Origin of the sequence: Escherichia sp. KTE114, from assembly GCF_000407765.1 — a bacterium.
Lineage (GTDB): Bacteria > Pseudomonadota > Gammaproteobacteria > Enterobacterales > Enterobacteriaceae > Escherichia > Escherichia ruysiae.
Genome location: NZ_KE136626.1, coordinates 3,303,073 through 3,329,734, shown reverse-complemented (window position 1 = coordinate 3,329,734; position 26,662 = coordinate 3,303,073). Strand labels below are relative to the sequence as shown.

Here is a 26,662-nt window from a genome sequence, read left to right as displayed (position 1 = left end):
ATTAATAATAATCAATGGTATTTTTGATGGTGTAAACCCGTTCGACGGCGGGTTTTACTCCCTCATCCACAATGATTAATTGGCAGTCCACTGGATTCGCGTGGCTGTCATATTCACAAGTCTGTTTGACATTACCAACCTGTTGATTATTCAGTAAAGTAATTGCCGTGTAATCCAGTTTTTTGATCGGGTCCGTTGATGGAGTGGCGCTGACAGATAACGTTTTGTCGTTACTTTTCGTCGTTTTCCCCAGCGGATAACCCTGATCATCATAGCGATATTCCATCTGCATCTGTTTGCTGCTGGCCTTAACCACGAAGCCATTATCGTCAGTTTCCCAACTTACCCCGGCAGAAGGTAATTCTGCTAACTGGCATTTTCCCTGTAGACGTACTCTTTTCTCCAGTGTCTGTGCATCCCGGTAATAATTTGCATCCAACACCAGGGCAACCACGGTATTATTCTCCAGATCCAGTAATTCGAGGGAATCAAAACAGCCTTCTTCCGATAAATTCCCCGAAACACGTTTCGTCACTTCCCCTTGCTCATTCATTAACGTCTGAGTGAAATCTTTAACCGGTCCACGCAGCGGATCAAAATCAAATTCATTAGAGAAACTGGCCATTTCTGGCGTAAATGAAAGTGTTACCTCTGTGCGGTCACATCCTGTGAGTATTATCGCGAGTAAACATGGCAGTAATTTGTAATTCACATCAATCACCAGACAGTAGAGATGATTCTCAATCATAGTAGTAAATACAGTAATTTACACGTGAAATGCTATGCTTAGTTAGTAATATTCATGTAAGGAGCCAATGATGAAAATCTTAGCCTGCAGTGCCGCACTTCTGCTCACCCTGGCCTCATCCACAGTGCTCGCCGCGTCGGATTCATGTGAGCGCATAAAAAGTGATATTTCACAGCGCATTATCAATAACGGCGTACCAGAAAGTGGCTTCACTTTAAGTATTGTGCCGAATGATCAGGTCGACCAGCCTGATTCACAGGTCGTCGGGCATTGCGCTAACGACACGCATAAAATTCTCTACACCCGCACCACCAGCGGTAATGTTTCTGCCCACCCCCAGCCAACCCATGATAATGAGCCTGCTGAATCGCATTAATAAACCTGAGGCTGCCTGATACGATGCTTACGCACATATCAGGCCTGCCGTGTGGTATTGTTATGCGCTGGCTGTGCCCGCTAGCCGGGATACCTGCTGAGATGATCGGGCGTGCGCTCGTTTATGGCCTGCACATAATGCTCGGAATGACCATCGCAGGTTAACAAATTGGTGCGGGGTAAACCGCACGTTTCAGGATGATAGGAATGACGCATTTCTCACAACAAGATAATTTTTCTGTCGCAGCGCGCGTGCTGGGCGCGCTGTTTTATTACGCTCCTGAGAGTAAAGAAGCCTCTCCACTGGTTTCTGCGCTAACCAGTGACGATTGGGTCACCCAGTGGCCTTTATCACAAACGTCATTAGCGCCGCTGGCAACGGCTTTTAAGGAAGAATGTGAAGAGTCGCGTAGTCAGGCATGGCAACGATTATTTGTCGGGCCGTGGGCGTTACCCTCTCCTCCATGGGGATCTGTCTGGCTGGATCGCGAATCGGTGCTGTTTGGCGATTCTACTTTGGCGCTTCGTCAATGGATGCGCGAAAAAGGCATTCAGTTTGAAATGAAACAAAACGAACCAGAAGATCATTTTGGTTCGCTGCTGTTGATGGCAGCATGGCTGGCAGAGAATGGTCGTCAGACCGAGTGTGAAGAGTTGTTGGCCTGGCATCTTTTACCGTGGTCCACGCGTTTTCTTGAAGTGTTTATCGAAAAGGCGGAACACTCTTTTTATCGCGCGCTCGGTGAGCTGGCTCGTTTAACGCTGACACAATGGCAGTCACAGTTGCTGATCCCTGTCGCGGTAAAACCCCTGTTTCGCTGAATAATCCTTAGTATTATCGAAAGGCGTAAACTGCACGCCTTTCAAATCCAATAAGTGACAACGTCACGTTTAATTCCACATACAGCACGCACAGCTTTTGCACCAGGTCTCTTTTCCCGCAAAATAGAGCCCCGTGTTTAATTTGCCATTTCTGCTCATGCAACATCTACACATCTACCCGGATCTGCGCACCATGTTTCGCCGCCTGCTTATCGCAATGGTCGTAGGCATTCTGGCGGCCTTTGCCGTTGCAGGGTTTCGTCATGCGATGCTGCTACTGGAGTGGCTGTTCCTCAATAACGACTCCGGCAGTCTGGTCAATGCAGCAACGAACCTTTCTCCGTGGCGACGACTGCTAACGCCGGCGCTCGGCGGACTGGCGGCAGGTTTATTGCTGATGTTCTGGCAGAAACTCTCTCAGCAACGCCCCCATGCACCTACCGATTATATGGAGGCGTTACAAACCGATGGGCAGTTTGATTACGCCACCAGTCTGATTAAATCCTTCGCTTCTTTGCTGGTGGTGACCAGCGGCAGCGCCATTGGTCGTGAAGGTGCGATGATCCTGTTGGCGGCACTTGCTGCCTCCTGGTTTGCCCAACGTTTTACCCCACGTGAAGAGTGGAAATTGTGGATTGCCTGTGGCGCGGCTGCGGGAATGGCAGCAGCCTATCGCGCCCCACTTGCCGGGAGTTTATTTATTGCCGAAGTCTTGTTTGGCACCATGATGCTGGCCTCCCTCGGACCAGTAGTGATCTCTGCCGTAGTGGCATTGCTTATTAGCAATCTTCTTAATCACAGCGATGCTTTGCTCTACAGCGTGCAACTCTCTGTAATAGTTCAGACTCGCGACTATGCACTGATTATCAGTACGGGCGTGTTGATGGGCTTGTGCGGTCCATTGTTTTTAAAGCTAATGAACGCCAGTCATCGGGGTTTTGTTAATCTTAAACTTGCGCCGCCCTGGCAACTGGCATTGGGAGGTTTGATCGTGGGTCTGCTTTCCCTGCTCACTCCTGCCGTGTGGGGCAACGGCTATAGTACGGTGCAATCCTTTTTAACTACCCCGCCACTGTTTATGGTCATTGCCGGGATCTTCCTCTGCAAGCTAGTTGCCGTGCTGGCCAGTAGTGGTTCCGGCGCACCTGGGGGGGTGTTTACGCCGACGCTATTTATCGGACTGGCAATTGGCATGTTGTATGGCCGGAGCCTGGGGTTATGGTTTACTGGCAGCGAAGAAATTACGCTTTTACTTGGGTTAACCGGGATGGCAACACTTCTGGCTGCGACCACACATGCGCCCATTATGTCGACACTGATGATATGTGAAATGACCGGGGAGTATCAGCTACTCCCCGGTTTATTGATTGCTTGTGTGATTGCGTCAGTAATGTCGCGGACGTTACATCGTGACTCTATCTACCGCCAGCACACTGCGCAGCATGGATAAACGGATATATTGCCCCAGTTCTCGCTGTTCTGCGCGAGGCAGATAAGGAAGCTCACCAATAAGCGGCGCCGGGAGTTTTTTACCCAATACATCAATGATTTCAGCGTAGTGTGCTAACCCTGGGTTGATACGGTTAGCCACCCAGCCAATCAGCGGCAGTCCGTCGTTTGCAATCGCCTGTGCGGTCAGAAGCGCATGGTTAATACAGCCTTCCTGAATACCTACCACCATCAACACGGGTAGCTGCTCCTGAACCACCCATTCAGAGAGCGGACGCAGGTCATTCATCAGGCTACGCCAGCCGCCAGTACCTTCAACAACCACATGGTCGACTTTATCAGTCAGATTAGCCAGACCATTTGAAATGAGGGTGTAATTGATCGGGCAACTGTGCGCCACACTACTTTCTTCTTCGCTTAACGCTATGGGATTGACTGCTTCATAAGGCAGTTCAATTGATGAAACACTCTGCAACACCAAGGCATCTTTATTACGTAGCCCATCAGGTGTCTCTTTGCTCCCCTTCGCCACGGGTTTATACCCCGCAACCGTTTTTCCCTGGGAGGCTAACGCTTGTAGCAATGCGCGGGAAACCACCGTTTTCCCCACAGAAGTGTCTGTACCTGTTATAAAGAAACGCTTCAGCATCACTAACTCCACCGTTATGCTTCACAAATATAAGCCAGGAAAATAATTCAACTTTGGAAGTCTAAGTTATGCGTTCCTGGCCCAATTTGAGATAGCGCAAATTTTGGTAGAACAGTTAAAAAATGTTAACCCTGCAACAGACGAATCAACAAAGAACCGTTATACATCGCGTCTTTTACCAACGCCGCCCCCGCCATCGTCCCCTGATTAGAGAACTGGGTGCTCTCGACGCTAATGTGCTGGCTGTAGGCTGGAAGCGCCTGCTGACGGATACTGTCAGAAATTACAGGGAACAGGATCTCTGCAGCCTTACTTAGCGGCGAACCAATCAGTATTTTTTGTGGGTTGAATAAATTCACCATGATGGCAAGAATGCGCCCGACGTGCGTCCCCACGCCAGTAATAATATCTTTTGCCAGCAGATCGCCCTGCAACGCAGCCAGGCACAATGAATCCACGGTTAATGGCTGCCCATGTAACATAGAACTCATAGATTGATTCAACCGTAATTGTGCAAGCTCAAGAATACTATCAACACTAGCGATGGTTTCCAGGCAGCCGTGGTTACCGCAATAGCAGCGTTTCCCATAGGGATCGACCTGAGTGTGACCAATCTCCACAAGGCTACTGCTTCCCGCGTGTAACAAATGGCCATCGGTAATCACACCCGCACCCACGTTGTGATCAATCACCACCTGAATCACATCGCGCGCTCCGCGTGATGCGCCAAACAGAGCCTCAGCCATCGTCCATGCACTAATATCATGCTGAATATAAACCGGTACACCGGTATGCTGCTCCAGTACTTCGCCGAGCGGCATCTCTTTTACGTCCTCATAGAACGGCATACGATGCACAATGCCATTTTCCGTATCAATAATTCCCGGCAACGTAATGGCAATAGATGTCAGACGCTCGAGTTTTTTCTGATGGCGGATAAAAAACTGATCAATATGAGTAATTATGCGATCCAGCAGTGGCAATTCGTCCTGAAGCGCCAACTCCAGTGAGTCTTCCACCACCAGCTTGCTGCTCAGGTCGCGCAGGGCAAGAAAAATCTCCCCGCGACTAATGCGCAAAGAAAGATAGTGCCAGGCTTCTGTTTCTACCACCAGCCCCACCGCCGGACGCCCACGGTTTCCCGCTTCTTTAATTTCCAGCTCTTGCACCAGGTGCGCTTCGAGCATTTCGCGGACAATTTTGGTGATACTGGCTGGCGCCAGTTGCGCCAGCCGGGAAAGATCGATACGCGAAACTGGCCCAAGCTGATCAATCAGGCGGTAAACCGCGCCCGCGTTGGTCTGCTTTATTTGATCAATGTGCCCAGGCTGGTTTTCAGCAACCACCGCATACTCCCTATATTTTCGCGCTCCGAAATAATCTGTAGGTTATGGTGAAGTACTTCAATATGCGTCGTCAAATTTTTACTTCGTCATGTGATTAACAGCACATTTTTCGGTTTTTTTTGCTGAAATTTCCCTCACCGGAGTGCATTCATCAGCTGAATACGAAAGTTTCGTGCTGCCGGGCTTTGTTCACGATGCTTTGGCCAAACCAGCCACATTTCAGAAACCGCATCCTCTTCAGCAATAGGTAACCAGCGCATTTCATTGAGTTGGACACGTTTAAAAGAGGCGGGCAAAATCGAAACACCAAGACCGGCGGAAACCAGACCGATGATAGTCATCGCCTCGCCCACTTCTTGGGTGATGACCGGAGTCAGATTATAACGCCGCATCAGGCCAATAATGTCGTCATACAGCCCCGTCCCTACGTGTGGATCAAAAAAAACAAACGGTTCTTTTGCCAGTTCCGCCAGCGTTACGTCCGGTTTATTTGCCAAAGGATGATCGTGCGGGATCATTGCCATAAGCGGTTCATGCACGATTACCGCGTGATCCAGCGTCTCCGGCAACACGGTATTTCGTAACAACCCCATATCGAGCGTCCCTTCGGTAAGAGGATCTATTTGCTCGCGAGTATTCATCTCACGCGTCTGCAAATGGACATCAGGAAATTCGCAGCGAAATAGGGATAAGGTATCAGACACTGCGCGAATAAAGGGTGCCGACGAGGTAAAGCCAATGCGTAACTCTCCCGCTTCTCCCTGATGCAGACGTTCAGCGCGAGAGGCTGCGTCATCCACCATAGACAGAATTTGCCGACTATCAGCAAGGAACTGCTTTCCTGCTGCCGTTAGCAGCACGCTGCGGTTGGTTCGTGCCAACAGTCGCGCGCCAATTTGTTGCTCCAGAGCCTGAATCTGCTGACTTAGCGGCGGTTGCGAAATGTTCAGACGGGCAGCCGCGCGTCCAAAATGCAGCTCTTCCGCAACGGCAACAAAGTAACGGAGGTGACGCAATTCAATATTCATATTTTAAACATCTTATTTGAGATTATTAATATATTAGACATAACAATTCGATTTTCCTACTCTATTCCTGATCCCACATCACAGGCATAATTAGCAAGGATTTCAAGTGAGTCGTACTACAACTGTTGATGGCGCTCCGGCAAGCGACACTGACGAGCAACCCCTTTCCCAGCCAAACGAATTCATTAAACGCGGTACACCGCAATTTATGCGTGTCACTCTGGCGCTATTCTCTGCCGGGCTGGCAACCTTCGCGCTTCTCTATTGCGTGCAGCCTATTCTTCCGGTGCTTTCGCAAGAATTTGGCTTAACGCCTGCTAACAGTAGTATTTCACTGTCCATTTCAACGGCGATGCTGGCTATCGGTTTGCTGTTTACTGGCCCGCTATCCGATGCCATTGGTCGCAAGCCAGTGATGGTGACGGCGCTACTGTTGGCCTCCATCTGTACGTTACTTTCGACAATGATGACCAGCTGGCACGGCATTTTGATTATGCGCGCCTTGATTGGTCTGTCGTTAAGTGGCGTAGCTGCCGTTGGCATGACCTACCTTAGCGAAGAGATCCACCCCAGTTTTGTGGCCTTTTCAATGGGGCTGTATATCAGCGGCAACTCGATTGGCGGCATGAGTGGGCGCTTAATCAGCGGTGTATTTACTGACTTCTTTAACTGGCGAATTGCGCTGGCGGCTATCGGCTGTTTCGCCCTAACCTCGGCGTTAATGTTCTGGAAAATTCTCCCGGAATCACGTCATTTCCGTCCTTCCTCGCTGCGCCCAAAAACACTGTTTATTAACTTCCGTCTGCACTGGCGCGATCGGGGACTCCCCTTATTATTCGTCGAAGGCTTTTTGCTGATGGGCTCATTCGTAACGCTGTTTAATTACATCGGCTATCGGTTGATGCTTTCACCATGGCATGTTAGCCAGGCAGTGGTTGGGTTATTATCGCTGGTCTATTTGACAGGCACCTGGAGTTCGCCAAAAGCAGGCACCATGACTACCCGCTTCGGTCGTGGCCCGGTGATGTTATTTTCGACTGGTGTTATGCTTTTGGGTCTTATCCTGACATTGTTCAGCTCACTGTGGCTGATTTTTGTCGGTATGATGCTTTTCTCCAGCGGATTTTTTGCCGCTCACTCTGTCGCCAGTAGCTGGATTGGTCCTCGTGCTAAACGCGCCAAAGGTCAGGCTTCCTCGCTGTATCTGTTCTGTTACTACCTGGGTTCAAGCATTGCCGGTACATTAGGTGGCGTCTTCTGGCATAACTATGGCTGGAACGGCGTCGGTGCATTTATTGCCCTGATGCTGGTGGTCGCTATTCTGGTCGGAACACGTTTACATCATCGCCTGCACGCCTGAAAAAAATAAGTCCGGACGATGTGTTAAATTACTGTCCGGACTTATTGCCTGCTCAACTCAACGTTAATAACCACCCTAAAACAGACGAAGCGCCTGCCATTTCTCGCAGAGCATCTAACGTCATCAGGATAATAAATACCCAAATTAGCGGATTCATTTTGCTGTGTGTCATTTATTGCTAATACACAGTGATTCTACCGATTTATAGGTAGTGAAAAAGCTACGTTATTCAATACTACCTATATTGGTGGGAAATTCTCCTTACGTCACAATGCGTTATTATTTCCCACGTCATCGCTATTCGCTTTGTACATATCGTTACATGCCGAAACCAACCACTCACTGAAGCCTGTCATTTCCAGAGATATAGTCATTACATCGGCCCCGCAGTGGGGTTGCATAAAAAACAAAATTGAGGGTATGACAATGAAAAAAGTATTAGCTCTGGTTGTTGCCGCTACTATGGGTCTCTCTTCTGTCGCATTTGCTGCGGAAACTGCGACCACGCCTGCTCCGACGGCTACAGTGTCCAAAGCAGCGGCTGCAAAAACAACGCATCATAAAAAACAGCATAAAGCGGCGCCTGCCCAAAAAGCGCAGGCGGCTAAAAAGTATCATAAAAAAGCGAAAAATGAACAGAAAGCGCCTGAGCAAAAAGCACAGGCAGCCAAAAAACACAGCAAAAAACACAGCCAGCAGCAATCTGCAAAACCAGTTGTACAACCAGCCGCGTAAGTTTTCGGCAGCAATAATGGCGCGCCCCCTCGCGCCTGAAAATTACGGTGTTAAACGGATAACGTTTAACACCGCCTTTAGCGGAGGGTACTATGGTGGGCCGTTATCGCTTTGAGTTCATTCTTATCATCCTTATTTTATGTGCCCTGATTGCCACCCGTTTTTATCTTTTCTGAGCGTAGTTATCTGATTTTACTCCCACTTTCATCCCGTCCCGTCTATAGTATTCATGAGGGTTTGCTTTTAATAATCATAATTACTCACCAGAGTATGATATGCGTATAACTATTGCTGTAGTGCTGGGTGCAATTAGTCTGACATCTGCATTTGTGTTTGCGGATAAACCGGACGATCATAAATCGACCAATAATGAGGTCAGCACCCTATTTTTTGGTCATGATGATCGTGTATCAGTAAATAACACGAGCCAATCGCCGTGGGATGCGGTTGGGCAACTAGAAACGGCCAGCGGCAATTTATGTACGGCGACGCTAATTGCGCCGAACCTGGCATTAACGGCAGGACACTGTTTATTAACGCCGCCGAAGGGTAAAGCGGATAAAGCAGTTGCGCTGCGTTTTGTGTCGAATAAAGGTCTTTGGCGCTATGAGATCCACGACATCGAAGGCCGCGTTGATCCGACACTAGGGAAGCGGTTAAAGCCGGATGGGGATGGCTGGATTGTTCCCCCCGCAGCCGCGCCGTGGGATTTCGGTTTGATTGTGCTGCGCAATCCGCCTTCGGGTATTACGCCGTTGCCGTTATTTGAGGGAGATAAAACCGCGCTTATCGCCGCATTAAAAGCAGCGGGTCGTAAAGTGACTCAGGCGGGATATCCGGAAGATCATCTCGATACGTTGTACAGTCATCAAAATTGTGAAATAACCGGCTGGGCGCAAACCTCGGTAATGTCGCACCAGTGCGATACCCTACCGGGTGACAGTGGTTCGCCGTTGATGCTTCATACTGATGACGGCTGGCAGTTAATTGGGGTGCAAAGTTCAGCTCCTGCAGCGAAAGATCGCTGGCGTGCTGATAACCGGGCCATTTCTGTCACTGGTTTTCGCGACAAACTAGAAGAACTGACCCGGCAATAACATTCAAACGCTGCCCGCATTGTCGGGCAGCGTGTTCATCAGGCAAGTTTCACCATAATCATTCCAGCCAACAGCAAGACCAGACCAACCCAGCCTTTACGATTTAAACGTTGACCAAACAAGATCCAGCCAGCGGCTAACGTGGCGGCAATACCAAACCCGCCCCACAACGCATACGCTACCGACAAATCTATGCCCTTTACTGCCTGGGAGAGTGAGCTAAAGGCCGCAAGCACCGCCGCCAGTGAGAGCAAGCCATAGACTTTACGGCGAAAGCCGTCAGAAAATTTCAAAAAGACGTTAGCAATAATTTCCAGCACGATTGCCAGTGCCAGCCAGGCGGCGTGAACCCATTCAAACTGCGCCATGATTCACCTCCAGTGAGGATTTACGCACTTTGCGAGTACCCGATTTAATCAACACAATCCCAGCCACCAGGGTTGTTAACCCGGCAATTTTTAGCAGCGATAAACTTTCGTCGAATAACAGAACACTAAAGAGCGTTATAAATAAAATACCGATGCCTTCCCACAGAGCATAAGCCACGCCAAGTGCTATTTTTTTCACGGCGAAAGAGAGAAATATATATGACAGCGAAATCATCACCAGCATTAAAATAAAACCGCCGTTTCCCTCACTAACGCTCGCCCATTTCATTGACAGCGTGCCGGTAATTTCTGTGGCAATAGCCAGACCTAATAAAACCCAATAAATATACATCGTCCTTCCCCTGCAAGAGAATTATTTTAACGTTCGCTCGACTCAGCGAAACCAAAAGAAAAGTATTCAGTCCAGCGCAGAGCGCCAGCTTTGGCAGAGGAAGGGACTAAAGCGCGTTGCGCCAGTGTTGCTCACCTGCGAGCAAGATGGTGGTTGAGGTACGGAAATGAGTAAATGTAGAAAATAACGTCCTGAACAAATTGTCCATAATATTACAATTATCCGCAGTGTTGCTTCTCGTCATCGCGGATGATAATTGTCCTCGGTAGTTGTACACGTCTGATTTGTATCATAGCTTAAGAATTAACTCAAAACATTTTCATTTCTTTACCTGAGTAGTTTGATTTTCGTTATAATGCCACGGCTAAAAAGAAAATATTATTTGCGAAGGAAGAAAAAACGGGGATACGCATGGCAAAGCCGATCATCACGCTCAATGGCCTAAAAATAGTCATTATGTTGGGAATGCTGGTCATTATTCTCTGCGGTATCCGTTTTGCCGCCGATATCATCGTCCCCTTTATCCTCGCCCTATTTATTGCAGTCATTCTTAATCCGCTGGTACAACGCATGGTTCGCTGGCGAGTGCCGCGTGTGTTGGCTGTGTCGATTTTAATGGTCATCATCGTGATGGCGATGGTGCTATTACTGGCCTATCTCGGCTCAACGCTCAATGAGCTGACCCGCACTTTGCCACAGTATCGCAGCTCAATCATAAAGCCCCTGCAAGTTCTGGAACCTTTATTACAACGCGCGGGTATTGATGTCTCGGTTGACCAACTGGCGCATTATATTGATCCGAACGCGGCGATGACGTTGCTCACCAACTTGCTGACGCAGTTATCTAACGCCATGTCATCCATATTTTTATTGTTGCTGACGGTGTTGTTTATGCTGCTCGAAGTGCCACAACTTCCCGGCAAACTCCAGCAAATGATGGCGCGCCCGGTCGAAGGTATGGCGGCGATCCAGCGCGCCATTGACAGTGTGTCGCATTACCTGGTGCTGAAAACAGCCATCAGCATCATCACTGGTCTGGTCGCCTGGGCGATGCTCGCCGCACTCGATGTTCGCTTCGCTTTTGTCTGGGGATTGTTGGCCTTCGCGCTTAATTACATCCCTAACATTGGTTCTGTTCTCGCGGCTATCCCCCCTATCGCTCAGGTACTGGTGTTTAATGGTTTCTATGAGGCGTTACTGGTGCTGGCGGGATATCTGCTGATTAATCTGGTCTTCGGCAATATTCTGGAGCCGCGCATCATGGGGCGCGGGCTGGGGCTTTCGACACTGGTAGTTTTTTTGTCGTTAATTTTTTGGGGATGGTTGTTAGGACCGGTGGGAATGCTGCTTTCCGTGCCGTTGACAATTATTGTCAAAATTGCGCTTGAACAAACGGCGGGAGGCCAAAGCATCGCCGTCCTGTTAAGCGATCTCAATAAAGAGTAACGGCCTCCACAGAGGCCGTCAGGGTTACAGAGCTTTCAGGATTGCATCCACGCTGGCCTTGGCATCGCCAAACAGCATGTGAGTGTTTTCCTTGAAGAACAGCGGGTTTTGTACACCAGCATAGCCAGTATTCATCGAACGTTTAAAGACAATCACGTTCTGCGCTTTCCACACTTCCAGCACAGGCATACCAGCAATCGGACTCTTCGGATCGTCCTGCGCCGCCGGGTTAACCGTATCGTTAGCGCCAATCACCAGCACAGTGTCAGTATCAGCAAAGTCATCGTTGATCTCGTCCATTTCCAGCACGATGTCATACGGTACTTTTGCTTCAGCCAGCAATACGTTCATATGTCCAGGCAAACGCCCCGCAACCGGGTGAATACCGAAACGCACATTGATACCACGGGCACGCAATTTCTCGGTGATTTCTGCCACCGGATATTGTGCCTGCGCGACCGCCATGCCGTAGCCGGGGGTGATGATCACCGAATGCGAATTTTTCAGCAATTCTGCCGTCTCTTCCGCAGTGATTTCGCGGTGCTCGCCCACTTCCTGATCGTCACCGGTGGAAGAACCATCTGTGCCGAAACCACCTGCAATTACGCAGATAAAGGAACGGTTCATCGCCTTACACATGATGTAAGAAAGGATGGCACCAGAAGAACCGACCAGCGCACCGGTCACAATCAGCAGGTCATTACTGAGCATAAAGCCCGCCGCCGCCGCTGCCCAACCAGAATAAGAGTTCAGCATCGACACCACTACAGGCATATCTGCGCCACCGATGGAGGCGACTAAATGCCAGCCGAATACCAGCGCAATGGCGGTCATTATCAGCAATGCCAGGACTTGCAGGCCGACGCTATCCGTGCGAACAAATACAATCAGCAGCAGGAAGGAAACGACCAGAGCCGCCAGGTTCATTTTGTGACGGTTTGGCAGCATCAGCGGTTTAGACGAAATTTTGCCGCACAGCTTACCGAACGCCACGACCGACCCCGTGAAAGTCACCGCACCGATGAAGATACCGAGGAACACTTCCGTCAGGTGAATATTGGCCAGAATCGGCGCCATTTCCGCGTCGTGATGCAGATAGCTGTTAAAACCAACCAACACCGCCGCCAGACCAACGAAGCTATGCAGGATCGCCACCAGCTCCGGCATTTCGGTCATTTCGACTTTCTTCGCCAGACGGATACCAATCGCCCCACCGATGACCATCGCCAGTAAGATCCAGCCAACGTTGCCAGTATCCGGTCCAAAGATAGTTGCAATTAAAGCAATCGCCATCCCGGCGATACCGAGGTTGTTACCCCGGCGAGACGTTTCATGTTTTGAAAGCCCAGCCAGACTGAAGATAAACAGGATCGCGGCAACAATGTATGCAGCTGTAACTAATCCTCCAGACATATGTTACCCCTTAGTTTTTGCGAAACATTTTCAGCATACGCTGAGTCACGGTGAAGCCACCGAAAATATTAATGCTGGCTATAAGCACCGCGATAAAACTAAGGAAGCTAACCCAGCCGCCCTGGCCAATCTGTAAAAGTGCTCCGACAACAATAATCCCTGAAATCGCATTGGTGACCGACATCAACGGTGTATGTAACGCGTGCGATACATTCCACACCACGTAATAGCCGACAACGCACGCCAGCGCGAACACGGTGAAGTGTCCGAGGAACTCTTTCGGTGCAACATTTGCCAGCCAGCCGAAAAGGATAATTGCCAGCGCCATCAAGGCGTATTTACGCCACGGCGAACAGGCACATTTTTCCTCGGTTTTGACTTCCGGTGCTGCTTTCTGCGCTGCCTGCGGCTGGGCTGAAACCTGAATCGGCGGCGCCGGCCAGGTAATTTCACCCGCACGGATCACGGTCACACCACGAATCACCACATCATCAAAATCAACAGTAATGTTGCCGTCTTTCTCTTTGCACAACAGTTTCAGCAGATTGACGAGGTTGGTGCCATAAAGCTGTGAGGATTGCGTCGGCAGACGCCCCGGAAGATCGGTATAACCAATGACTTTGACGCCATTTTCAGTGGTGAAGATTTGCCCCGGCACGGTGTATTCACAGTTACCGCCGTTTTGTGCTGCCAGATCGACAATCACACTGCCCGACTTCATGGAGTCCACCATTTCACGGGTAATCAGTTTCGGTGCCGGTTTGCCTGGAATCAGCGCAGTGGTAACAATGATATCGACGTCTTTTGCCTGCGCAGCAAAAAGCTCCATTTCCGCTTTGATGAACGCTTCCGACATCACTTTGGCATAGCCATCGCCGCTGCCTGCTTCCTCTTTAAAATCCAGTTCGAGGAATTCCGCGCCCATACTCTGAACTTGTTCTTTCACTTCCGGACGAGTATCGAACGCACGCACAATTGCGCCGAGGCTGTTTGCTGCACCAATGGCCGCCAGACCAGCAACACCCGCACCAATCACCATGACTTTTGCCGGCGGCACTTTACCTGCCGCAGTGATTTGTCCGGTAAAAAAGCGACCAAACTCATGAGCTGCTTCGACAATAGCGCGATAACCTGCGATATTCGCCATCGAACTTAACGCGTCCAGCGACTGGGCGCGAGAAATACGCGGTACGGAGTCCATCGCCATCACGGTGACGTTACGTTCCGCAAGTTTTTGCATTAGTTCCGGATTCTGCGCAGGCCAGATAAAACTTACCAGCGTTGTACCTGGATTCAGCAGTGCAATTTCATCATCTAACGGTGCATTGACCTTCAGAATGATCTCTGACTGCCAGACGTTATTCCCTTCTACTATTTCAGCGCCCGCTTGCACAAACGCTTTATCGTCAAAACTCGCCAGTTGACCCGCGCCGCTCTCTACCGCGACGGTAAAACCTAGTTTCAGCAACTGTTCCACTGTTTTTGGCGTTGCTGCAACACGGGTTTCATTGGTTAACCGTTCTCTTGGTATGCCAATTCGCATGATATTCCCTTCCATCGGTTTTATTGATGATGGTTTGCCTGTGTTTCACGGTACACAAGCCGCTCATGAACGAGCTAAATGTTACTCCGTTAAAATAAATTAGTAACAAACGTCTATAACGTACTGAAAATAATGCCCGTGATCTAGCGCCAAAAATCAGTATTTCGGCGTTAACTCGAAAAATATTAACGATTCAGCCTTGATAGTGGGATAAATACCATAGAACACAGGATAAAGGGCGATAATTGTCTTCAATAGCCAGGTAAAACATGAGATCACCCCGTCGCAAGCCACCAGTTAACATTAAATTAACTTATACAATTCAGCCATTTCAGCCGCCTATGCCACTGCGCTCACTTTTTAATCACACATGGTTATTCGAACAGGTTTAAAATCAAATCAAGAAGTCTGATATGAAAAATGACGCAGACAGTTACACCGTTTAAATGCAATAATCAGCCACGTTTCTCGTTAATAACAATACCAGTACCTGGTTTGCGCAAGGCGAAGGATTATTTTTATGAAGCTTAAGAACACCCTCCTGGCGTCGGCACTGCTTTCTGCTACGGCATTCTCCGTTAACGCAGCAACAGAACTGACACCGGAGCAAGCGGCAGCGGTTAAACCTTTTGACCGTGTAGTGGTTACCGGACGTTTCAATGCCATTGGCGAGGCGGTGAAAGCCGTATCCCGCCGCGCTGATAAAGAAGGCGCAGCCTCTTTTTATGTTGTCGATACGTCAGATTTCGGTAACAGCGGTAACTGGCGTGTAGTTGCCGATCTCTATAAGTCTGATGCTGAAAAAGCAGAAACCGAAAAAAATCGCGTGATTAATGGCGTGGTGGAACTGCCCAAAGACCAGGCCGTTCTGATCGAACCGTTTGATACAGTTACCGTCCAGGGCTTTTACCGTAGCCAGCCTGAAGTCAATGACGCCATCACCAAAGCGGCGAAAGCAAAAGGCGCATACTCTTTCTATATTGTTCGTCAAATCGATGCCAACCAGGGCGGCAACCAGCGTATTACCGCATTCATCTATAAAAAAGATGCTAAGAAACGCGTAGTACAAAGCCCGGATGTGATCCCGGCGGATTCCGACGCGGGACGTGCAGCCCTGGCTGCCGGTGGCGAAGCTGCGAAGAAAGTTGAAATCCCTGGCGTTGCCACTACTGCGTCACCAAGTTCCGAAGTCGGTCGTTTCTTTGAAACCCAGTCATCAAAAGGCGGACGTTACACTGTCACGCTACCTGACGGCACTAAAGTAGAAGAACTGAACAAAGCGACCGCAGCGATGATGGTGCCGTTCGACAGCATTAAGTTCTCAGGTAACTACGGCAACATGACCGAAGTTTCCTACCAGGTTGCTAAACGTGCCGCGAAGAAAGGGGCTAAGTATTACCACATCACCCGCCAGTGGCAGGAACGTGGCAATAACCTGACCATCAGCGCAGACCTGTATAAATAACTATTCAGTATCACGATAAGGCGGCTTTATGCCGCCTTTAGCATTTTTAGTCACAAATTTTCCCCTAACCATTGCATGACGATACATCTCTTCGTAAAATCCCGCGCCTTAGTGACAAACACCATTTTTATGCGTTTTGTCCTAATATTTATTCTTCCGAACACGTTTTGATCACTGGATACAGATGGAAAAGAAACTGGGACTGAGCGCGCTCACTGCGCTGGTATTAAGCTCAATGCTGGGCGCAGGTGTTTTCAGTCTGCCGCAAAATATGGCGGCGGTAGCCAGCCCGGCAGCATTATTGATCGGCTGGGGTATCACCGGCGCAGGGATTTTATTACTGGCCTTCGCGATGCTGATCCTGACGCGTATTCGTCCCGACCTTGACGGCGGTATCTTTACCTATGCCCGTGAAGGGTTTGGCGAACTGATTGGTTTCTGCTCCGCATGGGGATACTGGCTGTGCGCAGTTATCGCCAACGTCTCCTATCTGGTCATCGTCTTTTCCGCATTAAGCTTTTTTACTGACACGCCGGAATTGCGCCTGTTTGGCGATGGCAATACCTGGCAATCGATTGTCGGTGCATCCGCCTTATTATGGATTGTTCACTTTTTGATCCTGCGCGGCGTGCAGACTGCTGCCAGCATTAACCTGGTGGCGACGTTGGCAAAATTATTGCCGCTAGGTCTGTTTATTGTGCTGGCGATGATGATGTTCAAACTGGACACCTTCAAACTCGACTTCACTGGCCTTGCACTTGGCATACCAGTATGGGAACAGGTGAAAAACACAATGTTGATCACACTGTGGGTATTCATTGGCGTGGAAGGTGCAGTGGTCGTTTCTGCGCGAGCGCGTAATAAACATGATGTCGGCAAAGCAACACTTCTGGCGGTACTTTCCGCGCTGGGCGTTTATTTACTGGTAACACTGCTTTCGCTGGGCGTGGTAGCACGCCCGGAACTGGCTGAAATCCGTAACCCGTCTATGGCCGGCCTGATGGTGAAAATGATGGGGCCGTGGGGCGAGATTATCATCGCTGCCGGACTGATCGTTTCCGTTTGCGGCGCGTACTTAAGCTGGACCATTATGGCGGCAGAAGTCCCCTTCCTGGCGGCCACACATAAAGCATTCCCGCGCATTTTTGCTCGCCAGAATGCGCAAGCTGCGCCGTCTGCCTCACTGTGGCTGACCAACATCTGCGTGCAAATTTGCCTGGTACTCATCTGGCTAACCGGTTCCGATTACAACACATTGCTGACCATCGCCTCAGAAATGATTCTGGTGCCCTATTTCCTGGTTGGCGCGTTCCTGCTGAAAATCGCTACCCGTCCACTGCATAAAGCAGTAGGTATCGGTGCCTGCATTTATGGCTTATGGTTATTGTACGCCTCTGGCCCAATGCACCTGCTGTTGTCCGTCGTTCTGTATGCACCTGGGCTTCTGGTATTCCTGTACGCGCGTAAAACGCATACACATGATAATGTACTGAATCGTCAGGAAATGATGCTAATTAGCATGTTGTTAATTGCCGCAGTTCCGGCGACCTGGATGCTGGTGGGATAACGTTCGTCCCATCGTTGGATAGCAAAGGAGATAACGATGGGTAAAACCCACCCCTTGCCAATATTAATTACTGGCGGAGGCCGTCGCATTGGCCTCGCCCTCGCCTGGCATTTCATTAATCAAAAGCAACCGGTAATTGTCAGCTATCGGACGCACTATCCTGCCATTGATGGGCTGATTAATGCGGGTGCGCAATGTATTCAGGCTGATTTTTCAACCAACGACGGTGTGATGGCGTTTGCCGATGAGGTACTAAAAAGCACCCACGGCCTGCGTGCTATTTTGCATAACGCCAGCGCGTGGATGGCTGAAAAACCAGGTACGCCACTGACTGACGTGCTGGCCAGCATGATGCAGATCCACGTTAATACTCCATACCTTCTTAACCACGCTCTGGAAAGATTACTGCGTGGGCACGGACACGCCGCCAGCGATATCATTCACTTTACCGATTATGTGGTGGAGCGCGGAAGCGACAAACATATTGCCTATGCTGCGAGCAAAGCGGCGCTGGATAATATGACCCGCTCATTTGCCCGCAAGCTGGCACCGGAAGTGAAAGTGAATTCTATCGCGCCATCGCTGATCCTGTTTAATGAGCATGATGATGCTGAATATCGTCAACAGGCGCTGAATAAATCACTGATGAAAACCGCGCCTGGTGAGAAAGAAGTGATCGATCTGGTCGATTATTTACTCACCAGTTGCTTTGTTACCGGACGCAGTTTTCCGCTTGATGGCGGTCGACATCTGCGTTAATGCAGCTTCATCCAGCATATAATCAACACCCATGCGCTTATCCCCCAGCACGCAACGGAACCCACAAAAGCGGCGGGCAAGCGCATTATTCCGGTGAAATACCACAGCGACGCCAGGTAAACAAAATAGGGAATAATCGACCACATGCTGAAAATGATGGTTGCGCGTAAGGCTTCAATGCCGCGTTCGCTGGCAACAATATAATGCGCAATAAGCGCAAAGGTCGGGAAAAGCGGAATCAGCCCGGCGATATAGTAATTTTTCGTTTTTGCTAATACACCAATTAACACCACCACCAGCGCACCAAGCGCGGCTTTGATTACCAGCCCCATCTTTTTACCTTAACACTTCCATAACAAGTCATCCGTAGAATACCTGATGCAAACTTGTTTAGGAACGATTGATAGTAAGTAAAAACAACGCGGTGTATTGTGACGTTTTTATATCTACCGTGAATAATATGAACACTATCGTATTTGTGGAAGATGACGCAGAAGTCGGTTCACTGATTGCCGCGTATTTGGCGAAACATGATATACAGGTAACCATTGAACCTCGCGGCGACCATGCAGAAGAAACAATTCTGCGGGAAAATCCGGATCTGGTGCTCCTCGATATCATGCTACCAGGCAAGGACGGCATGACTGTCTGTCGTGATTTACGCACTAAATGGAGCGGGCCTATAGTTCTGCTGACATCTCTCGATAGTGATATGAACCACATTCTGGCTCTGGAAATGGGCGCCTGCGACTATATTCTCAAAACGACGCCCCCCGCAGTCCTGCTGGCGCGGTTACGTTTACATTTGCGTCAGAATGAGCAAACCACGCTGACCAAAGGTATACAAGAAGCACCTCTTACTCCTTACAAGGCATTGCATTTCGGTACGTTGACCATCGATCCCATTAACCGTGTAGTTACGCTTGCTAACCGTGAAATTTCACTTTCTACCGCCGATTTTGAACTGCTCTGGGAGTTAGCCACCCACGCGGGGCAAATTATGGACAGAGATGCGTTGTTGAAAAATTTACGCGGCGTCAGCTATGACGGTCTGGATCGTAGCGTGGACGTGGCTATTTCGCGGTTAAGAAAAAAACTGCGCGATAACGCTGCCGAACCTTATCGCATTAAAACCGTGCGAAACAAAGGCTATCTGTTTGCGCCTCATGCGTGGGAATAAGCGATGAAAAAACTGTTTATCCAGTTTTATCTTTTACTGTTTGTCTGCTTTCTGGTGATGTCCCTGTTGGTTGGGCTGGTGTACAAATTTACCGCCGAACGCGCAGGCAAACAGTCGCTGGATGATTTGATGAACAGTTCGCTATACCTGATGCGTAGTGAATTGCGCGAGATCCCCCCGCACGACTGGGGGAAAACACTGAAGGAGATGGATTTAAATCTCTCTTTTGATCTGCGCGTCGAACCGTTGAGTAAATATCATCTCGATGAAATCTCCATGCATCGGCTGCATGGCGGCGAAATTGTCGCCCTGGACGATCAGTACACTTTTTTGCAACGTATACCGCGCAGCCACTACGTGCTGGCAGTCGGTCCCGTGCCTTATCTTTATTACCTCCATCAAATGCGATTACTGGATATCGCGCTGATCGCTTTTATTGCCATCTCCCTCGCCTTTCCGGTGTTTATCTGGATGCGTCCGCACTGGCAGGACATGCTAAAACTGGAAGCAGCGGCACAACGATTTGGCGATGGGCATCTCAATGAACGTATTCACTTTGATGATGGTTCGAGTTTTGAACGACTTGGCGTGGCGTTTAACCAGATGGCGGACAATATCAACGCCTTGATTGCCAGCAAAAAACAGCTTATCGACGGTATCGCCCACGAACTGCGAACGCCGTTAGTGCGCCTGCGTTATCGACTGGAGATGAGCGATAACCTGAGCGCAACAGAATCCCTGGCATTGAATCGCGATATCAGCCAACTGGAAGCTTTAATTGAAGAACTGCTGACTTATGCCCGACTCGATCGCCCGCAAAATGAGCTCCATCTTAGCGAACCAGACCTGCCGTTGTGGCTGTCAACGCATCTGACCGACATTCAGGCGCTAACTCCCGATAAAACGGTACGGATAAAAACCATCATACAAGGTCATTATGCGGCGCTGGATATGCGCTTAATGGAGCGCGTGCTGGATAACTTGCTCAATAACGCCCTGCGCTACTGCCATTCAACCGTTGAAACCAGCCTGCTACTGACAGGAAACAGAGCAACATTAATTGTTGAAGATGATGGTGCAGGGATTGCACCACAGGATCGAGAGCATATTTTTGAACCCTTTGTTCGCCTCGACCCCAGCCGTGACCGTGCAACCGGCGGCTGCGGGCTGGGACTGGCAATTGTCCGCTCTATTGCGCTGGCTATGGGCGGCACGGTTAATTGTGATGCCAGCGAACTGGGTGGTGCCCGCTTCTCGTTTAGCTGGCCGTTATGGCACAACATTGCGCAATTTACCTCTGCCTGACGCTACGCGCACGGTGGTCAAGCCGTCGCCACTGTGCTATAAAATAAGTATGTTGTAACTAAGTGGTGATTTTATGGCTCGTTACGATCTCGTAGATCGACTCAATACTACCTTTCGCCAGATGGAGCAAGAACTGGCCGCATTTGCCGCTGAGCTCGAACAGCACAAGTTGCTGGTTGCCCGGGTGTTCTCTTTACCGGAAGTCAAAAAAGAAGATGAGCATAATCCGCTGAACTGCATTGAAGTTAAGCAACATCTCGGCAAAGAGGCGCAGGCGCTCGCGTTACGTCATTTCCGCCATTTGTTTATTCAGCAACAGTCTGAAAATCGCAGCAGCAAGGCCGCTGTTCGTCTGCCCGGCGTGTTGTGTTATCAGGTCGATAATCTTTCACAAGCGGCGCTGGTAAGTCATATTCAGCGCATCAATCAACTTAAAACCACTTTCGAGCATATCGTCACGGTTGAGTCAGAACTTCCTACGGCGGCGCGTTTTGAATGGGTGCATCGCCATTTGCCGGGGCTGATCACACTTAACGCTTACCGCACCCTCACCGTTCTGCATGACCCCGCAACTTTACGTTTTGGCTGGGCGAATAAACATATCATTAAGAATTTACGTCGTGATGAAGTGCTGGCGCAGCTGGAAAAAAGTCTGAAATCACCCCGCAGCGTCGCACCGTGGACGCGTGAGGAGTGGCAGGGAAAACTGGAGCGTGAATATCAGGATATTGCCGCCCTGCCACAGGACGCGAAGTTAAAAATCAAACGTCCGGTGAAGGTGCAGCCGATTGCCCGCGTCTGGTACAAGGGAGATCAAAAACAGGTACAACACGCCTGCCCGACGCCTCTGATTGCACTGATTAATCGGGATAATGGCGCGGGCGTGCCGGACGTTGGCGAGTTGTTGAATTACGATGCCGACAATGTGCAGCACCGTTATAAACCGCAGGCGCAGCCGCTTCGTTTGATCATCCCACGGCTGCACCTGTATGTTGCAGATTAACGCCCTGCTTTCATGCTACCGACCATCTGTTCTGGTCGTACCCAGCTGTCAAACTCGGCTTCGCTAAGATAGCCCAGCGCAAGGGCTGCGGCTTTTAAGGTCAGCCCTTCTTTATGCGCCTTTTTGGCAATCTCGGCGGCTTTGTCATAGCCAATGTGGGTGTTGAGTGCGGTCACCAGCATCAGCGATTCATTGAGTAATTGATTGATTCGCTCACGATTCGGCTCAATCCCCACTGCACAGTGTTTGTTAAAACTTTCCATGCCATCTGCCAGCAAGCGTACCGATTGCAGGAAATTGTGGATAACCATCGGACGGAAGACGTTCAGTTCAAAGTTTCCGGAAGCGCCACCCATGTTGATCGCCACGTCGTTCCCCATCACCTGACAGCAAAGCATGGTTAACGCTTCACACTGCGTTGGGTTCACTTTCCCAGGCATGATTGAACTGCCCGGCTCGTTTTCCGGGATTGAGATTTCACCAATTCCGCAGCGAGGGCCAGATGCCAGCCAACGGACGTCATTGGCAATTTTCATCAGTGACGCAGCCAACCCTTTCAAGGCGCCGTGCGCCTGAACCAGCGCATCACAGGTCGCCAGAGCTTCAAATTTGTTCGGGGCGGTAACAAACGGCGCGCAGGTAATTACCGAAAGTTCATCCGCAACGCGACGCGCATATTCCGGATGAGTATTCAGCCCCGTCCCTACTGCTGTACCACCCAGCGCCAGTTCCGCCACGTGCGGCAGACTGTACTCGATATGTTTGAGATTATGCTCCAGCATCGCTACCCAGCCAGAAATCTCCTGCCCCAGCGTCAGCGGCGTGGCGTCCTGCAAGTGGGTACGACCGATTTTGACGATATCGGCAAATGCGCGCGATTTCTCACTCAGCGTTTGTGTCAGTGTTTTAAGCTGCGGAATGAGTTGCTTGCGCAGCGCCAGCAGCGCCGCAACATGCATCGCTGTCGGAAAGACATCATTGGAACTTTGGCTTTTGTTCACGTCGTCATTAGGGTGAACTTTACGTTCCATCCCACGCACGCCGCCAAGCAATTCGCTCGCCCGGTTAGCCAGCACTTCGTTCATATTCATATTGCTTTGCGTACCGGAACCGGTCTGCCAGATAGCCAGCGGAAATTCATCGTCATGCTGTCCCGCCAGCACTTCATCTGCCGCCTGACGAATGGCACTCGCTTTCTCTTCGGACAGCAAGCCTAAATCTTCATTAACTTTTGCCGCTGCGCGCTTGGTTAGCGCCAGCGCATGAATCAGTGAGGTTGGCATTTTCTCCGTCGAAATGCGGAAATGCTCCAGCGAGCGTTGAGTTTGTGCGCCCCACAGCTTATCTGCCGGGACATCGATCGCACCCATCGAATCTTTTTCGCTGCGTACTGTTTTCATGGACTGCTCCTCACCTGATTAATTTTTTCTTTCTGTTTTGCTTACGTTAAGCAACTTTTAGCTCACTCATTATTTACTATTTGATAACAAATGTTTGGTCTTTCGTGCCATGTAAAAAAGCCGCCCCGAAGGACGGCTCTGTTTATTTCACGCAGCGGGTGCACTGCGTGAGCTGTATCTGCTGGAAGAAGTCATTTCCTTTATCATCCACAAGAATAAACGCCGGGAAATCTTCCACTTCGATTTTCCAGATAGCTTCCATTCCCAGTTCAGGATACTCAACACATACCAGACTCTTAATACTACCCTGCGCCAGCACTGCCGCCGGGCCGCCAATACTACCGAGGTAGAAGCCACCGTGTTTTTTACAGGCATCCGTCACCTGCTGGCTGCGGTTGCCTTTCGCCAGCATGATCATACTTCCGCCCTGCGCTTGCAGTTGATCGACATAAGAATCCATCCGTCCGGCGGTTGTTGGACCAAGAGAACCGGAGGCATAACCTTCCGGCGTTTTTGCCGGCCCCGCGTAGTAAATCGGGTGATCTTTGATGTATTGCGGTAGCCCTTCGCCGTTGTCCATGCGCTCTTTCAGTTTGGCATGGGCGATATCACGACCGACGATGATAGTACCGTTAAGCGACAATCGCGTAGAAACAGGATATTGCGACAACTGAGCAAGGATCTCTTTCATCGGACGATTAAGGTCTACGCGCACCGCCTCGCCTTCTCCCGCTTTACGCAATTCTTCAGGGATATATTTGCCTGGATTATGTTCCAGTTTTTCGATCCAGATCCCCTGACGGTTGATCTTCGCTTTAATATTACGGTCAGCGGAACAGGAAACGCCCATACCAACCGGGCAGGATGCGCCATGACGCGGCAGGCGAATCACGCGGATATCGTGAGCGAAGTATTTACCACCAAACTGCGCCCCCAGACCAAGATTTTGCGCTTCGATCAGCAATTCTTTTTCCAGCTCCACATCGCGGAAAGCCTGACCGTGCTCATTCCCTTCCGTTGGCAGTTCGTCATAATATTTAGCGGAAGCCAGTTTTACCGTTTTAAGGTTAGTTTCCGCAGAAGTTCCGCCAATAACGAACGCAATGTGATACGGAGGACAGGCCGCCGTCCCCAGCGTGCGCATTTTCTCAACCAGATAATTTTTCAGTTTCCCCGGCGTCAGTAACGCTTTGGTTTCCTGATAAAGATACGTTTTGTTTGCCGAACCGCCACCTTTGGCAATACAGAGGAATTTGTACTCGTCACCATCAACGGCATAAAGATCGATCTGCGCTGGCAGGTTGGTGCCGGTATTCACCTCTTTATACATGTCCAGCGGCGCGTTTTGCGAGTAGCGCAAATTATCTTCGATATAGGTGTTATAGACACCGCGAGCCAAAGCCGCTTCGTCGCCACCACCTGTCCATACGCGCTGCCCTTTTTTACCAACGATAATCGCGGTGCCGGTATCCTGACAGGTTGGCAGAACGCCTTTTGCCGCGATATCGGAGTTTCGCAGGAATTGCAGCGCCACATATTTATCGTTTTCGCTGGCTTCCGGGTCACGCAGAATGTCGGCCACCTGTTGTTGGTGAGCCGGACGCAGCATAAATGACGCATCATGAAACGCCTGACGCGCCAGCAGAGTTAACGCTTCTGGCGCGACTTTCAAAATCTCCTGCCCTTCAAATTCAGATACGCTAACGTGTTCGCTGGTCAGCAGGTAATACTCGGTATCATCTTTTTTGAGTGGGAAAGGAGCCTGATAATGAAAGGGTTTGTTTGACATTGTTCTCTCACTTACTGCCTGGTTTGGTTATGCTCTGGGCGGGTGTTCCGTTGCCCTGTTAAAAGCGAGTAACAATATCCTACACACTTTTTTAACAAAAACTGAGACTAGTACGACTTTTTGCGGCTCCAGGTTACTTCCCGTAGGATTCTTGCTTTAATAGCGGGATTAATTTCCACATTTAAACAGGGATTGATCATGCAAAAACTCATTAACTCAGTGCAAAACTATGCCTGGGGCAGCAAAACGGCGTTGACTGAACTTTATGGTATGGAAAATCCGTCCAGCCAGCCGATGGCCGAGCTGTGGATGGGGGCACATCCGAAAAGCAGTTCCCGTGTGCACAATGCCGCAGGAGATATCGTTTCACTGCGTGATGTGATTGAGAGTGATAAATCGACTCTGCTTGGAGAGGCCGTTGCCAGACGCTTTGGCGAACTGCCTTTCCTGTTCAAAGTATTATGCGCAGCACAGCCGCTCTCCATTCAGGTTCATCCGAACAAACACAATTCTGAAATCGGTTTCGCCAAAGAAAATGCCGCAGGTATTCCGATGGATGCCGCCGAGCGTAACTATAAAGATCCTAACCACAAGCCGGAGCTGGTTTTTGCGCTGACACCATTCCTCGCGATGAACGCGTTTCGTGAGTTCTCCGAGATTGTCTCCCTGCTCCAGCCGGTCGCAGGTGCACATCCGGCAATTGCTCACTTTTTACAACAGCCTGATGCCGAACGTTTAAGCGAACTGTTCGCCAGCCTGTTGAATATGCAGAGTGAAGAAAAATCCCGCGCGCTGGCGATTTTAAAATCGGCACTCGACAGCCAACAGGGCGAACCATGGCAAACGATTCGTTTAATTTCTGAATTTTACCCGGATGACAGCGGTCTGTTCTCCCCGCTGTTGCTGAATGTGGTGAAACTGAACCCTGGCGAAGCGATGTTCCTGTTCGCTGAAACACCGCACGCCTACCTGCAAGGCGTGGCGCTGGAAGTGATGGCGAACTCCGATAACGTGCTGCGTGCGGGTCTGACGCCTAAATACATTGATATTCCTGAGCTGGTTGCCAACGTGAAGTTCGAAGCCAAACCAGCTAACCAGTTGTTGACCCAGCCGGTGAAGCAAGGTGCAGAACTGGACTTCCCGATTCCGGTGGATGATTTTGCCTTCTCGCTGCATGACCTTAGCGATAACGAAACCACCATCAGCCAGCAAAGTGCCGCCATTTTGTTCTGCGTTGAAGGCGAAGCAACTCTGTGTAAAGGTTCTCAACAGTTACAGCTTAAACCGGGTGAGTCAGCGTTTATTGCCGCCAACGAGACACCGGTGACAGTGAAAGGCCACGGACGTTTAGCCCGTGTTTACAACAAGCTGTAAGAGCTTACTGAAAAAATTAACATCTCTTGCTAAGCTTATTAAAGGCTTATAACACTTCAGGCGGCCAGTCCGCCTGATTTCATTTTATG

General features: G+C 49.9%; 28 protein-coding genes. 15 read left to right on the top strand and 13 right to left on the bottom strand.

Annotated elements, in window-relative coordinates; all coding sequences use genetic code 11:
* Position 1: 1 nt before the first annotated feature.
* Entirely contained in the window at positions 2-712 is a 711-nt protein-coding gene (locus tag WC5_RS05375) for a YnfC family lipoprotein (RefSeq protein WP_077629247.1), read from the bottom strand.
* 106 nt (positions 713-818) lie between these two features.
* Between WC5_RS05375 and WC5_RS05380 the strand changes: the two genes are divergently transcribed.
* The 3 genes from WC5_RS05380 to clcB all read left to right on the top strand — a co-directional run bounded on the left by WC5_RS05380 (position 819) and on the right by clcB (position 3,395).
* Complete coding sequence (locus WC5_RS05380; RefSeq protein ID WP_000696054.1) at positions 819-1,124, top strand: DUF1161 domain-containing protein; 306 nt, start codon at positions 819-821, stop codon at positions 1,122-1,124.
* Between the two features lie 206 nt (positions 1,125-1,330).
* Complete coding sequence (dmsD, locus tag WC5_RS05385; RefSeq protein WP_000148721.1) at positions 1,331-1,945, top strand: Tat proofreading chaperone DmsD; 615 nt, start codon at positions 1,331-1,333, stop codon at positions 1,943-1,945.
* Between the two features lie 157 nt (positions 1,946-2,102).
* Complete coding sequence (gene clcB / locus WC5_RS05390) at positions 2,103-3,395, top strand: voltage-gated ClC-type chloride channel ClcB (protein ID WP_072024119.1); 1,293 nt, start codon at positions 2,103-2,105, stop codon at positions 3,393-3,395.
* Here the strand turns inward: clcB and bioD are convergent.
* The 3 genes from bioD to ynfL all read right to left on the bottom strand — a co-directional run bounded on the left by bioD (position 3,348) and on the right by ynfL (position 6,417).
* Positions 3,348-4,043: a dethiobiotin synthase gene (gene bioD, locus WC5_RS05395; RefSeq protein WP_000919217.1), complete on the bottom strand. Its 696-nt coding sequence runs from the start codon at positions 4,041-4,043 to the stop codon at positions 3,348-3,350. The two genes, clcB and bioD, sit on opposite strands and share 48 nt — an antisense overlap.
* Before the next feature lie 125 nt (positions 4,044-4,168).
* The gene (gene mlc / locus WC5_RS05400) at positions 4,169-5,389 is read right to left on the bottom strand and encodes a sugar metabolism global transcriptional regulator Mlc (RefSeq protein WP_000225256.1); all 1,221 of its coding nucleotides are present in this window, start codon (positions 5,387-5,389) and stop codon (positions 4,169-4,171) included.
* A gap of 134 nt (positions 5,390-5,523) precedes the next feature.
* Positions 5,524-6,417 carry a multidrug efflux transcriptional activator YnfL/SxtR(Kp) gene (gene ynfL, locus WC5_RS05405; RefSeq protein ID WP_001019551.1) on the bottom strand — a complete coding sequence of 298 codons (894 nt, stop codon included), beginning with the start codon at positions 6,415-6,417 and terminating at the stop codon, positions 5,524-5,526.
* Between the two features lie 106 nt (positions 6,418-6,523).
* Here ynfL and ynfM point away from each other — a divergent pair, with 106 nt between their 5' ends.
* A complete protein-coding gene (gene ynfM / locus WC5_RS05410; RefSeq protein WP_000091809.1) occupies positions 6,524-7,777 on the top strand; it encodes a multidrug efflux MFS transporter YnfM/SxtP(Kp) in 1,254 nt (417 codons plus the stop codon).
* A 52-nt stretch (positions 7,778-7,829) separates the two neighbouring features.
* On the opposite strand, the gene WC5_RS26040 is transcribed toward ynfM, so the two are convergent.
* The gene (locus WC5_RS26040; RefSeq protein ID WP_211437555.1) at positions 7,830-7,934 is read right to left on the bottom strand and encodes a KPN_01571 family protein; all 105 of its coding nucleotides are present in this window, start codon (positions 7,932-7,934) and stop codon (positions 7,830-7,832) included.
* Between the two features lie 269 nt (positions 7,935-8,203).
* Here WC5_RS26040 and asr point away from each other — a divergent pair, with 269 nt between their 5' ends.
* The 3 genes from asr to WC5_RS05420 all read left to right on the top strand — a co-directional run bounded on the left by asr (position 8,204) and on the right by WC5_RS05420 (position 9,609).
* On the top strand, positions 8,204-8,512 hold the full coding sequence (asr, locus tag WC5_RS05415) for an acid resistance repetitive basic protein Asr (protein ID WP_016231693.1): 309 nt from the start codon (positions 8,204-8,206) through the stop codon (positions 8,510-8,512).
* Between the two features lie 92 nt (positions 8,513-8,604).
* A complete protein-coding gene (gene ydgU, locus WC5_RS0122580; RefSeq protein ID WP_000233091.1) occupies positions 8,605-8,688 on the top strand; it encodes a small membrane protein YdgU in 84 nt (27 codons plus the stop codon).
* 99 nt (positions 8,689-8,787) lie between these two features.
* Complete coding sequence (locus tag WC5_RS05420) at positions 8,788-9,609, top strand: trypsin-like serine peptidase (RefSeq protein WP_001223110.1); 822 nt, start codon at positions 8,788-8,790, stop codon at positions 9,607-9,609.
* Positions 9,610-9,647: 38 nt separating this feature from the next.
* Here the strand turns inward: WC5_RS05420 and mdtI are convergent, their stop codons facing one another.
* From mdtI to WC5_RS26180, 3 genes are all read right to left on the bottom strand, one after another.
* Positions 9,648-9,977, bottom strand: coding sequence for a multidrug/spermidine efflux SMR transporter subunit MdtI (gene mdtI, locus WC5_RS05425; protein ID WP_000046658.1), 330 nt, complete (start codon positions 9,975-9,977; stop codon positions 9,648-9,650).
* Positions 9,964-10,329 carry a multidrug/spermidine efflux SMR transporter subunit MdtJ gene (mdtJ, locus tag WC5_RS05430; RefSeq protein ID WP_000276159.1) on the bottom strand — a complete coding sequence of 122 codons (366 nt, stop codon included), beginning with the start codon at positions 10,327-10,329 and terminating at the stop codon, positions 9,964-9,966. The genes mdtI and mdtJ overlap by 14 nt, the downstream gene beginning before the upstream one ends.
* 106 nt (positions 10,330-10,435) lie before the next feature.
* Positions 10,436-10,606: a protein YdgV gene (locus WC5_RS26180; RefSeq protein ID WP_085948676.1), complete on the bottom strand. Its 171-nt coding sequence runs from the start codon at positions 10,604-10,606 to the stop codon at positions 10,436-10,438.
* A gap of 134 nt (positions 10,607-10,740) precedes the next feature.
* On the opposite strand from WC5_RS26180, the gene tqsA reads away from it, so the two are divergent.
* The gene (gene tqsA / locus WC5_RS05435) at positions 10,741-11,775 is read left to right on the top strand and encodes an AI-2 transporter TqsA (protein WP_001118206.1); all 1,035 of its coding nucleotides are present in this window, start codon (positions 10,741-10,743) and stop codon (positions 11,773-11,775) included.
* Between the two features lie 24 nt (positions 11,776-11,799).
* Here the strand turns inward: tqsA and pntB are convergent, their stop codons facing one another.
* Both pntB and pntA read right to left on the bottom strand, forming a co-directional pair.
* Positions 11,800-13,188 carry a Re/Si-specific NAD(P)(+) transhydrogenase subunit beta gene (pntB, locus tag WC5_RS05440; RefSeq protein WP_000014063.1) on the bottom strand — a complete coding sequence of 463 codons (1,389 nt, stop codon included), beginning with the start codon at positions 13,186-13,188 and terminating at the stop codon, positions 11,800-11,802.
* Positions 13,189-13,198: 10 nt separating this feature from the next.
* Positions 13,199-14,731 (bottom strand): Re/Si-specific NAD(P)(+) transhydrogenase subunit alpha, encoded by a 1,533-nt coding sequence (pntA, locus tag WC5_RS05445; protein ID WP_001219379.1) that lies wholly within the window; start codon positions 14,729-14,731, stop codon positions 13,199-13,201.
* A gap of 520 nt (positions 14,732-15,251) precedes the next feature.
* On the opposite strand from pntA, the gene ydgH reads away from it, so the two are divergent.
* From ydgH to folM, 3 genes are all read left to right on the top strand, one after another.
* Positions 15,252-16,196, top strand: a complete 945-nt coding sequence (gene ydgH, locus WC5_RS05450) for a DUF1471 family protein YdgH (RefSeq protein ID WP_000769335.1) — start codon at positions 15,252-15,254, stop codon at positions 16,194-16,196.
* Positions 16,197-16,380: 184 nt separating this feature from the next.
* A complete protein-coding gene (locus WC5_RS05455; protein WP_000412363.1) occupies positions 16,381-17,763 on the top strand; it encodes an amino acid permease in 1,383 nt (460 codons plus the stop codon).
* Positions 17,764-17,799: 36 nt separating this feature from the next.
* On the top strand, positions 17,800-18,522 hold the full coding sequence (folM, locus tag WC5_RS05460; RefSeq protein WP_000520629.1) for a dihydromonapterin reductase: 723 nt from the start codon (positions 17,800-17,802) through the stop codon (positions 18,520-18,522).
* Here the strand turns inward: folM and WC5_RS05465 are convergent.
* Entirely contained in the window at positions 18,519-18,854 is a 336-nt protein-coding gene (locus tag WC5_RS05465; RefSeq protein ID WP_000524884.1) for a GlpM family protein, read from the bottom strand. The genes folM and WC5_RS05465 overlap by 4 nt on opposite strands.
* Before the next feature lie 128 nt (positions 18,855-18,982).
* Here WC5_RS05465 and rstA point away from each other — a divergent pair, with 128 nt between their 5' ends.
* The 3 genes from rstA to tus all read left to right on the top strand — a co-directional run bounded on the left by rstA (position 18,983) and on the right by tus (position 22,010).
* On the top strand, positions 18,983-19,702 hold the full coding sequence (gene rstA / locus WC5_RS05470; RefSeq protein ID WP_001092493.1) for a two-component system response regulator RstA: 720 nt from the start codon (positions 18,983-18,985) through the stop codon (positions 19,700-19,702).
* Between the two features lie 3 nt (positions 19,703-19,705).
* On the top strand, positions 19,706-21,007 hold the full coding sequence (rstB, locus tag WC5_RS05475) for a two-component system sensor histidine kinase RstB (protein ID WP_000732529.1): 1,302 nt from the start codon (positions 19,706-19,708) through the stop codon (positions 21,005-21,007).
* A gap of 73 nt (positions 21,008-21,080) precedes the next feature.
* The gene (gene tus, locus WC5_RS05480; protein ID WP_000135176.1) at positions 21,081-22,010 is read left to right on the top strand and encodes a DNA replication terminus site-binding protein; all 930 of its coding nucleotides are present in this window, start codon (positions 21,081-21,083) and stop codon (positions 22,008-22,010) included.
* Here the strand turns inward: tus and fumC are convergent.
* Positions 22,007-23,410: a class II fumarate hydratase gene (gene fumC / locus WC5_RS05485; RefSeq protein WP_000860010.1), complete on the bottom strand. Its 1,404-nt coding sequence runs from the start codon at positions 23,408-23,410 to the stop codon at positions 22,007-22,009. The two genes, tus and fumC, sit on opposite strands and share 4 nt — an antisense overlap.
* Before the next feature lie 142 nt (positions 23,411-23,552).
* On the bottom strand, positions 23,553-25,199 hold the full coding sequence (gene fumB, locus WC5_RS05490) for a class I fumarate hydratase (protein WP_000066640.1): 1,647 nt from the start codon (positions 25,197-25,199) through the stop codon (positions 23,553-23,555).
* A 198-nt stretch (positions 25,200-25,397) separates the two neighbouring features.
* Between fumB and manA the strand changes: the two genes are divergently transcribed.
* Positions 25,398-26,573: a mannose-6-phosphate isomerase gene (gene manA, locus WC5_RS05495; RefSeq protein ID WP_001170652.1), complete on the top strand. Its 1,176-nt coding sequence runs from the start codon at positions 25,398-25,400 to the stop codon at positions 26,571-26,573.
* Positions 26,574-26,662: the final 89 nt, after the last annotated feature.

Bases quoted from the DNA above. Each gene is read 5' to 3' on its own strand.
- WC5_RS05380 (WP_000696054.1), top strand. From the start codon at position 819: ATGAAAATCTTAGCCTGCAGTGCCGCACTTCTGCTCACCCTGGCCTCA.
- dmsD (WP_000148721.1), top strand. From the start codon at position 1,331: ATGACGCATTTCTCACAACAAGATAATTTTTCTGTCGCAGCGCGCGTG.
- clcB (WP_072024119.1), top strand. From the start codon at position 2,103: ATGCAACATCTACACATCTACCCGGATCTGCGCACCATGTTTCGCCGC.
- bioD (WP_000919217.1), bottom strand. From the start codon at position 4,043: ATGCTGAAGCGTTTCTTTATAACAGGTACAGACACTTCTGTGGGGAAA.
- ynfL (WP_001019551.1), bottom strand. From the start codon at position 6,417: ATGAATATTGAATTGCGTCACCTCCGTTACTTTGTTGCCGTTGCGGAA.
- WC5_RS26040 (WP_211437555.1), bottom strand. From the start codon at position 7,934: ATGAATCCGCTAATTTGGGTATTTATTATCCTGATGACGTTAGATGCT.
- asr (WP_016231693.1), top strand. From the start codon at position 8,204: ATGAAAAAAGTATTAGCTCTGGTTGTTGCCGCTACTATGGGTCTCTCT.
- ydgU (WP_000233091.1), top strand. From the start codon at position 8,605: ATGGTGGGCCGTTATCGCTTTGAGTTCATTCTTATCATCCTTATTTTA.
- WC5_RS05420 (WP_001223110.1), top strand. From the start codon at position 8,788: ATGCGTATAACTATTGCTGTAGTGCTGGGTGCAATTAGTCTGACATCT.
- mdtI (WP_000046658.1), bottom strand. From the start codon at position 9,977: ATGGCGCAGTTTGAATGGGTTCACGCCGCCTGGCTGGCACTGGCAATC.
- mdtJ (WP_000276159.1), bottom strand. From the start codon at position 10,329: ATGTATATTTATTGGGTTTTATTAGGTCTGGCTATTGCCACAGAAATT.
- tqsA (WP_001118206.1), top strand. From the start codon at position 10,741: ATGGCAAAGCCGATCATCACGCTCAATGGCCTAAAAATAGTCATTATG.
- pntB (WP_000014063.1), bottom strand. From the start codon at position 13,188: ATGTCTGGAGGATTAGTTACAGCTGCATACATTGTTGCCGCGATCCTG.
- pntA (WP_001219379.1), bottom strand. From the start codon at position 14,731: ATGCGAATTGGCATACCAAGAGAACGGTTAACCAATGAAACCCGTGTT.
- ydgH (WP_000769335.1), top strand. From the start codon at position 15,252: ATGAAGCTTAAGAACACCCTCCTGGCGTCGGCACTGCTTTCTGCTACG.
- WC5_RS05455 (WP_000412363.1), top strand. From the start codon at position 16,381: ATGGAAAAGAAACTGGGACTGAGCGCGCTCACTGCGCTGGTATTAAGC.
- folM (WP_000520629.1), top strand. From the start codon at position 17,800: ATGGGTAAAACCCACCCCTTGCCAATATTAATTACTGGCGGAGGCCGT.
- WC5_RS05465 (WP_000524884.1), bottom strand. From the start codon at position 18,854: ATGGGGCTGGTAATCAAAGCCGCGCTTGGTGCGCTGGTGGTGGTGTTA.
- rstA (WP_001092493.1), top strand. From the start codon at position 18,983: ATGAACACTATCGTATTTGTGGAAGATGACGCAGAAGTCGGTTCACTG.
- rstB (WP_000732529.1), top strand. From the start codon at position 19,706: ATGAAAAAACTGTTTATCCAGTTTTATCTTTTACTGTTTGTCTGCTTT.
- tus (WP_000135176.1), top strand. From the start codon at position 21,081: ATGGCTCGTTACGATCTCGTAGATCGACTCAATACTACCTTTCGCCAG.
- fumC (WP_000860010.1), bottom strand. From the start codon at position 23,410: ATGAAAACAGTACGCAGCGAAAAAGATTCGATGGGTGCGATCGATGTC.
- fumB (WP_000066640.1), bottom strand. From the start codon at position 25,199: ATGTCAAACAAACCCTTTCATTATCAGGCTCCTTTCCCACTCAAAAAA.
- manA (WP_001170652.1), top strand. From the start codon at position 25,398: ATGCAAAAACTCATTAACTCAGTGCAAAACTATGCCTGGGGCAGCAAA.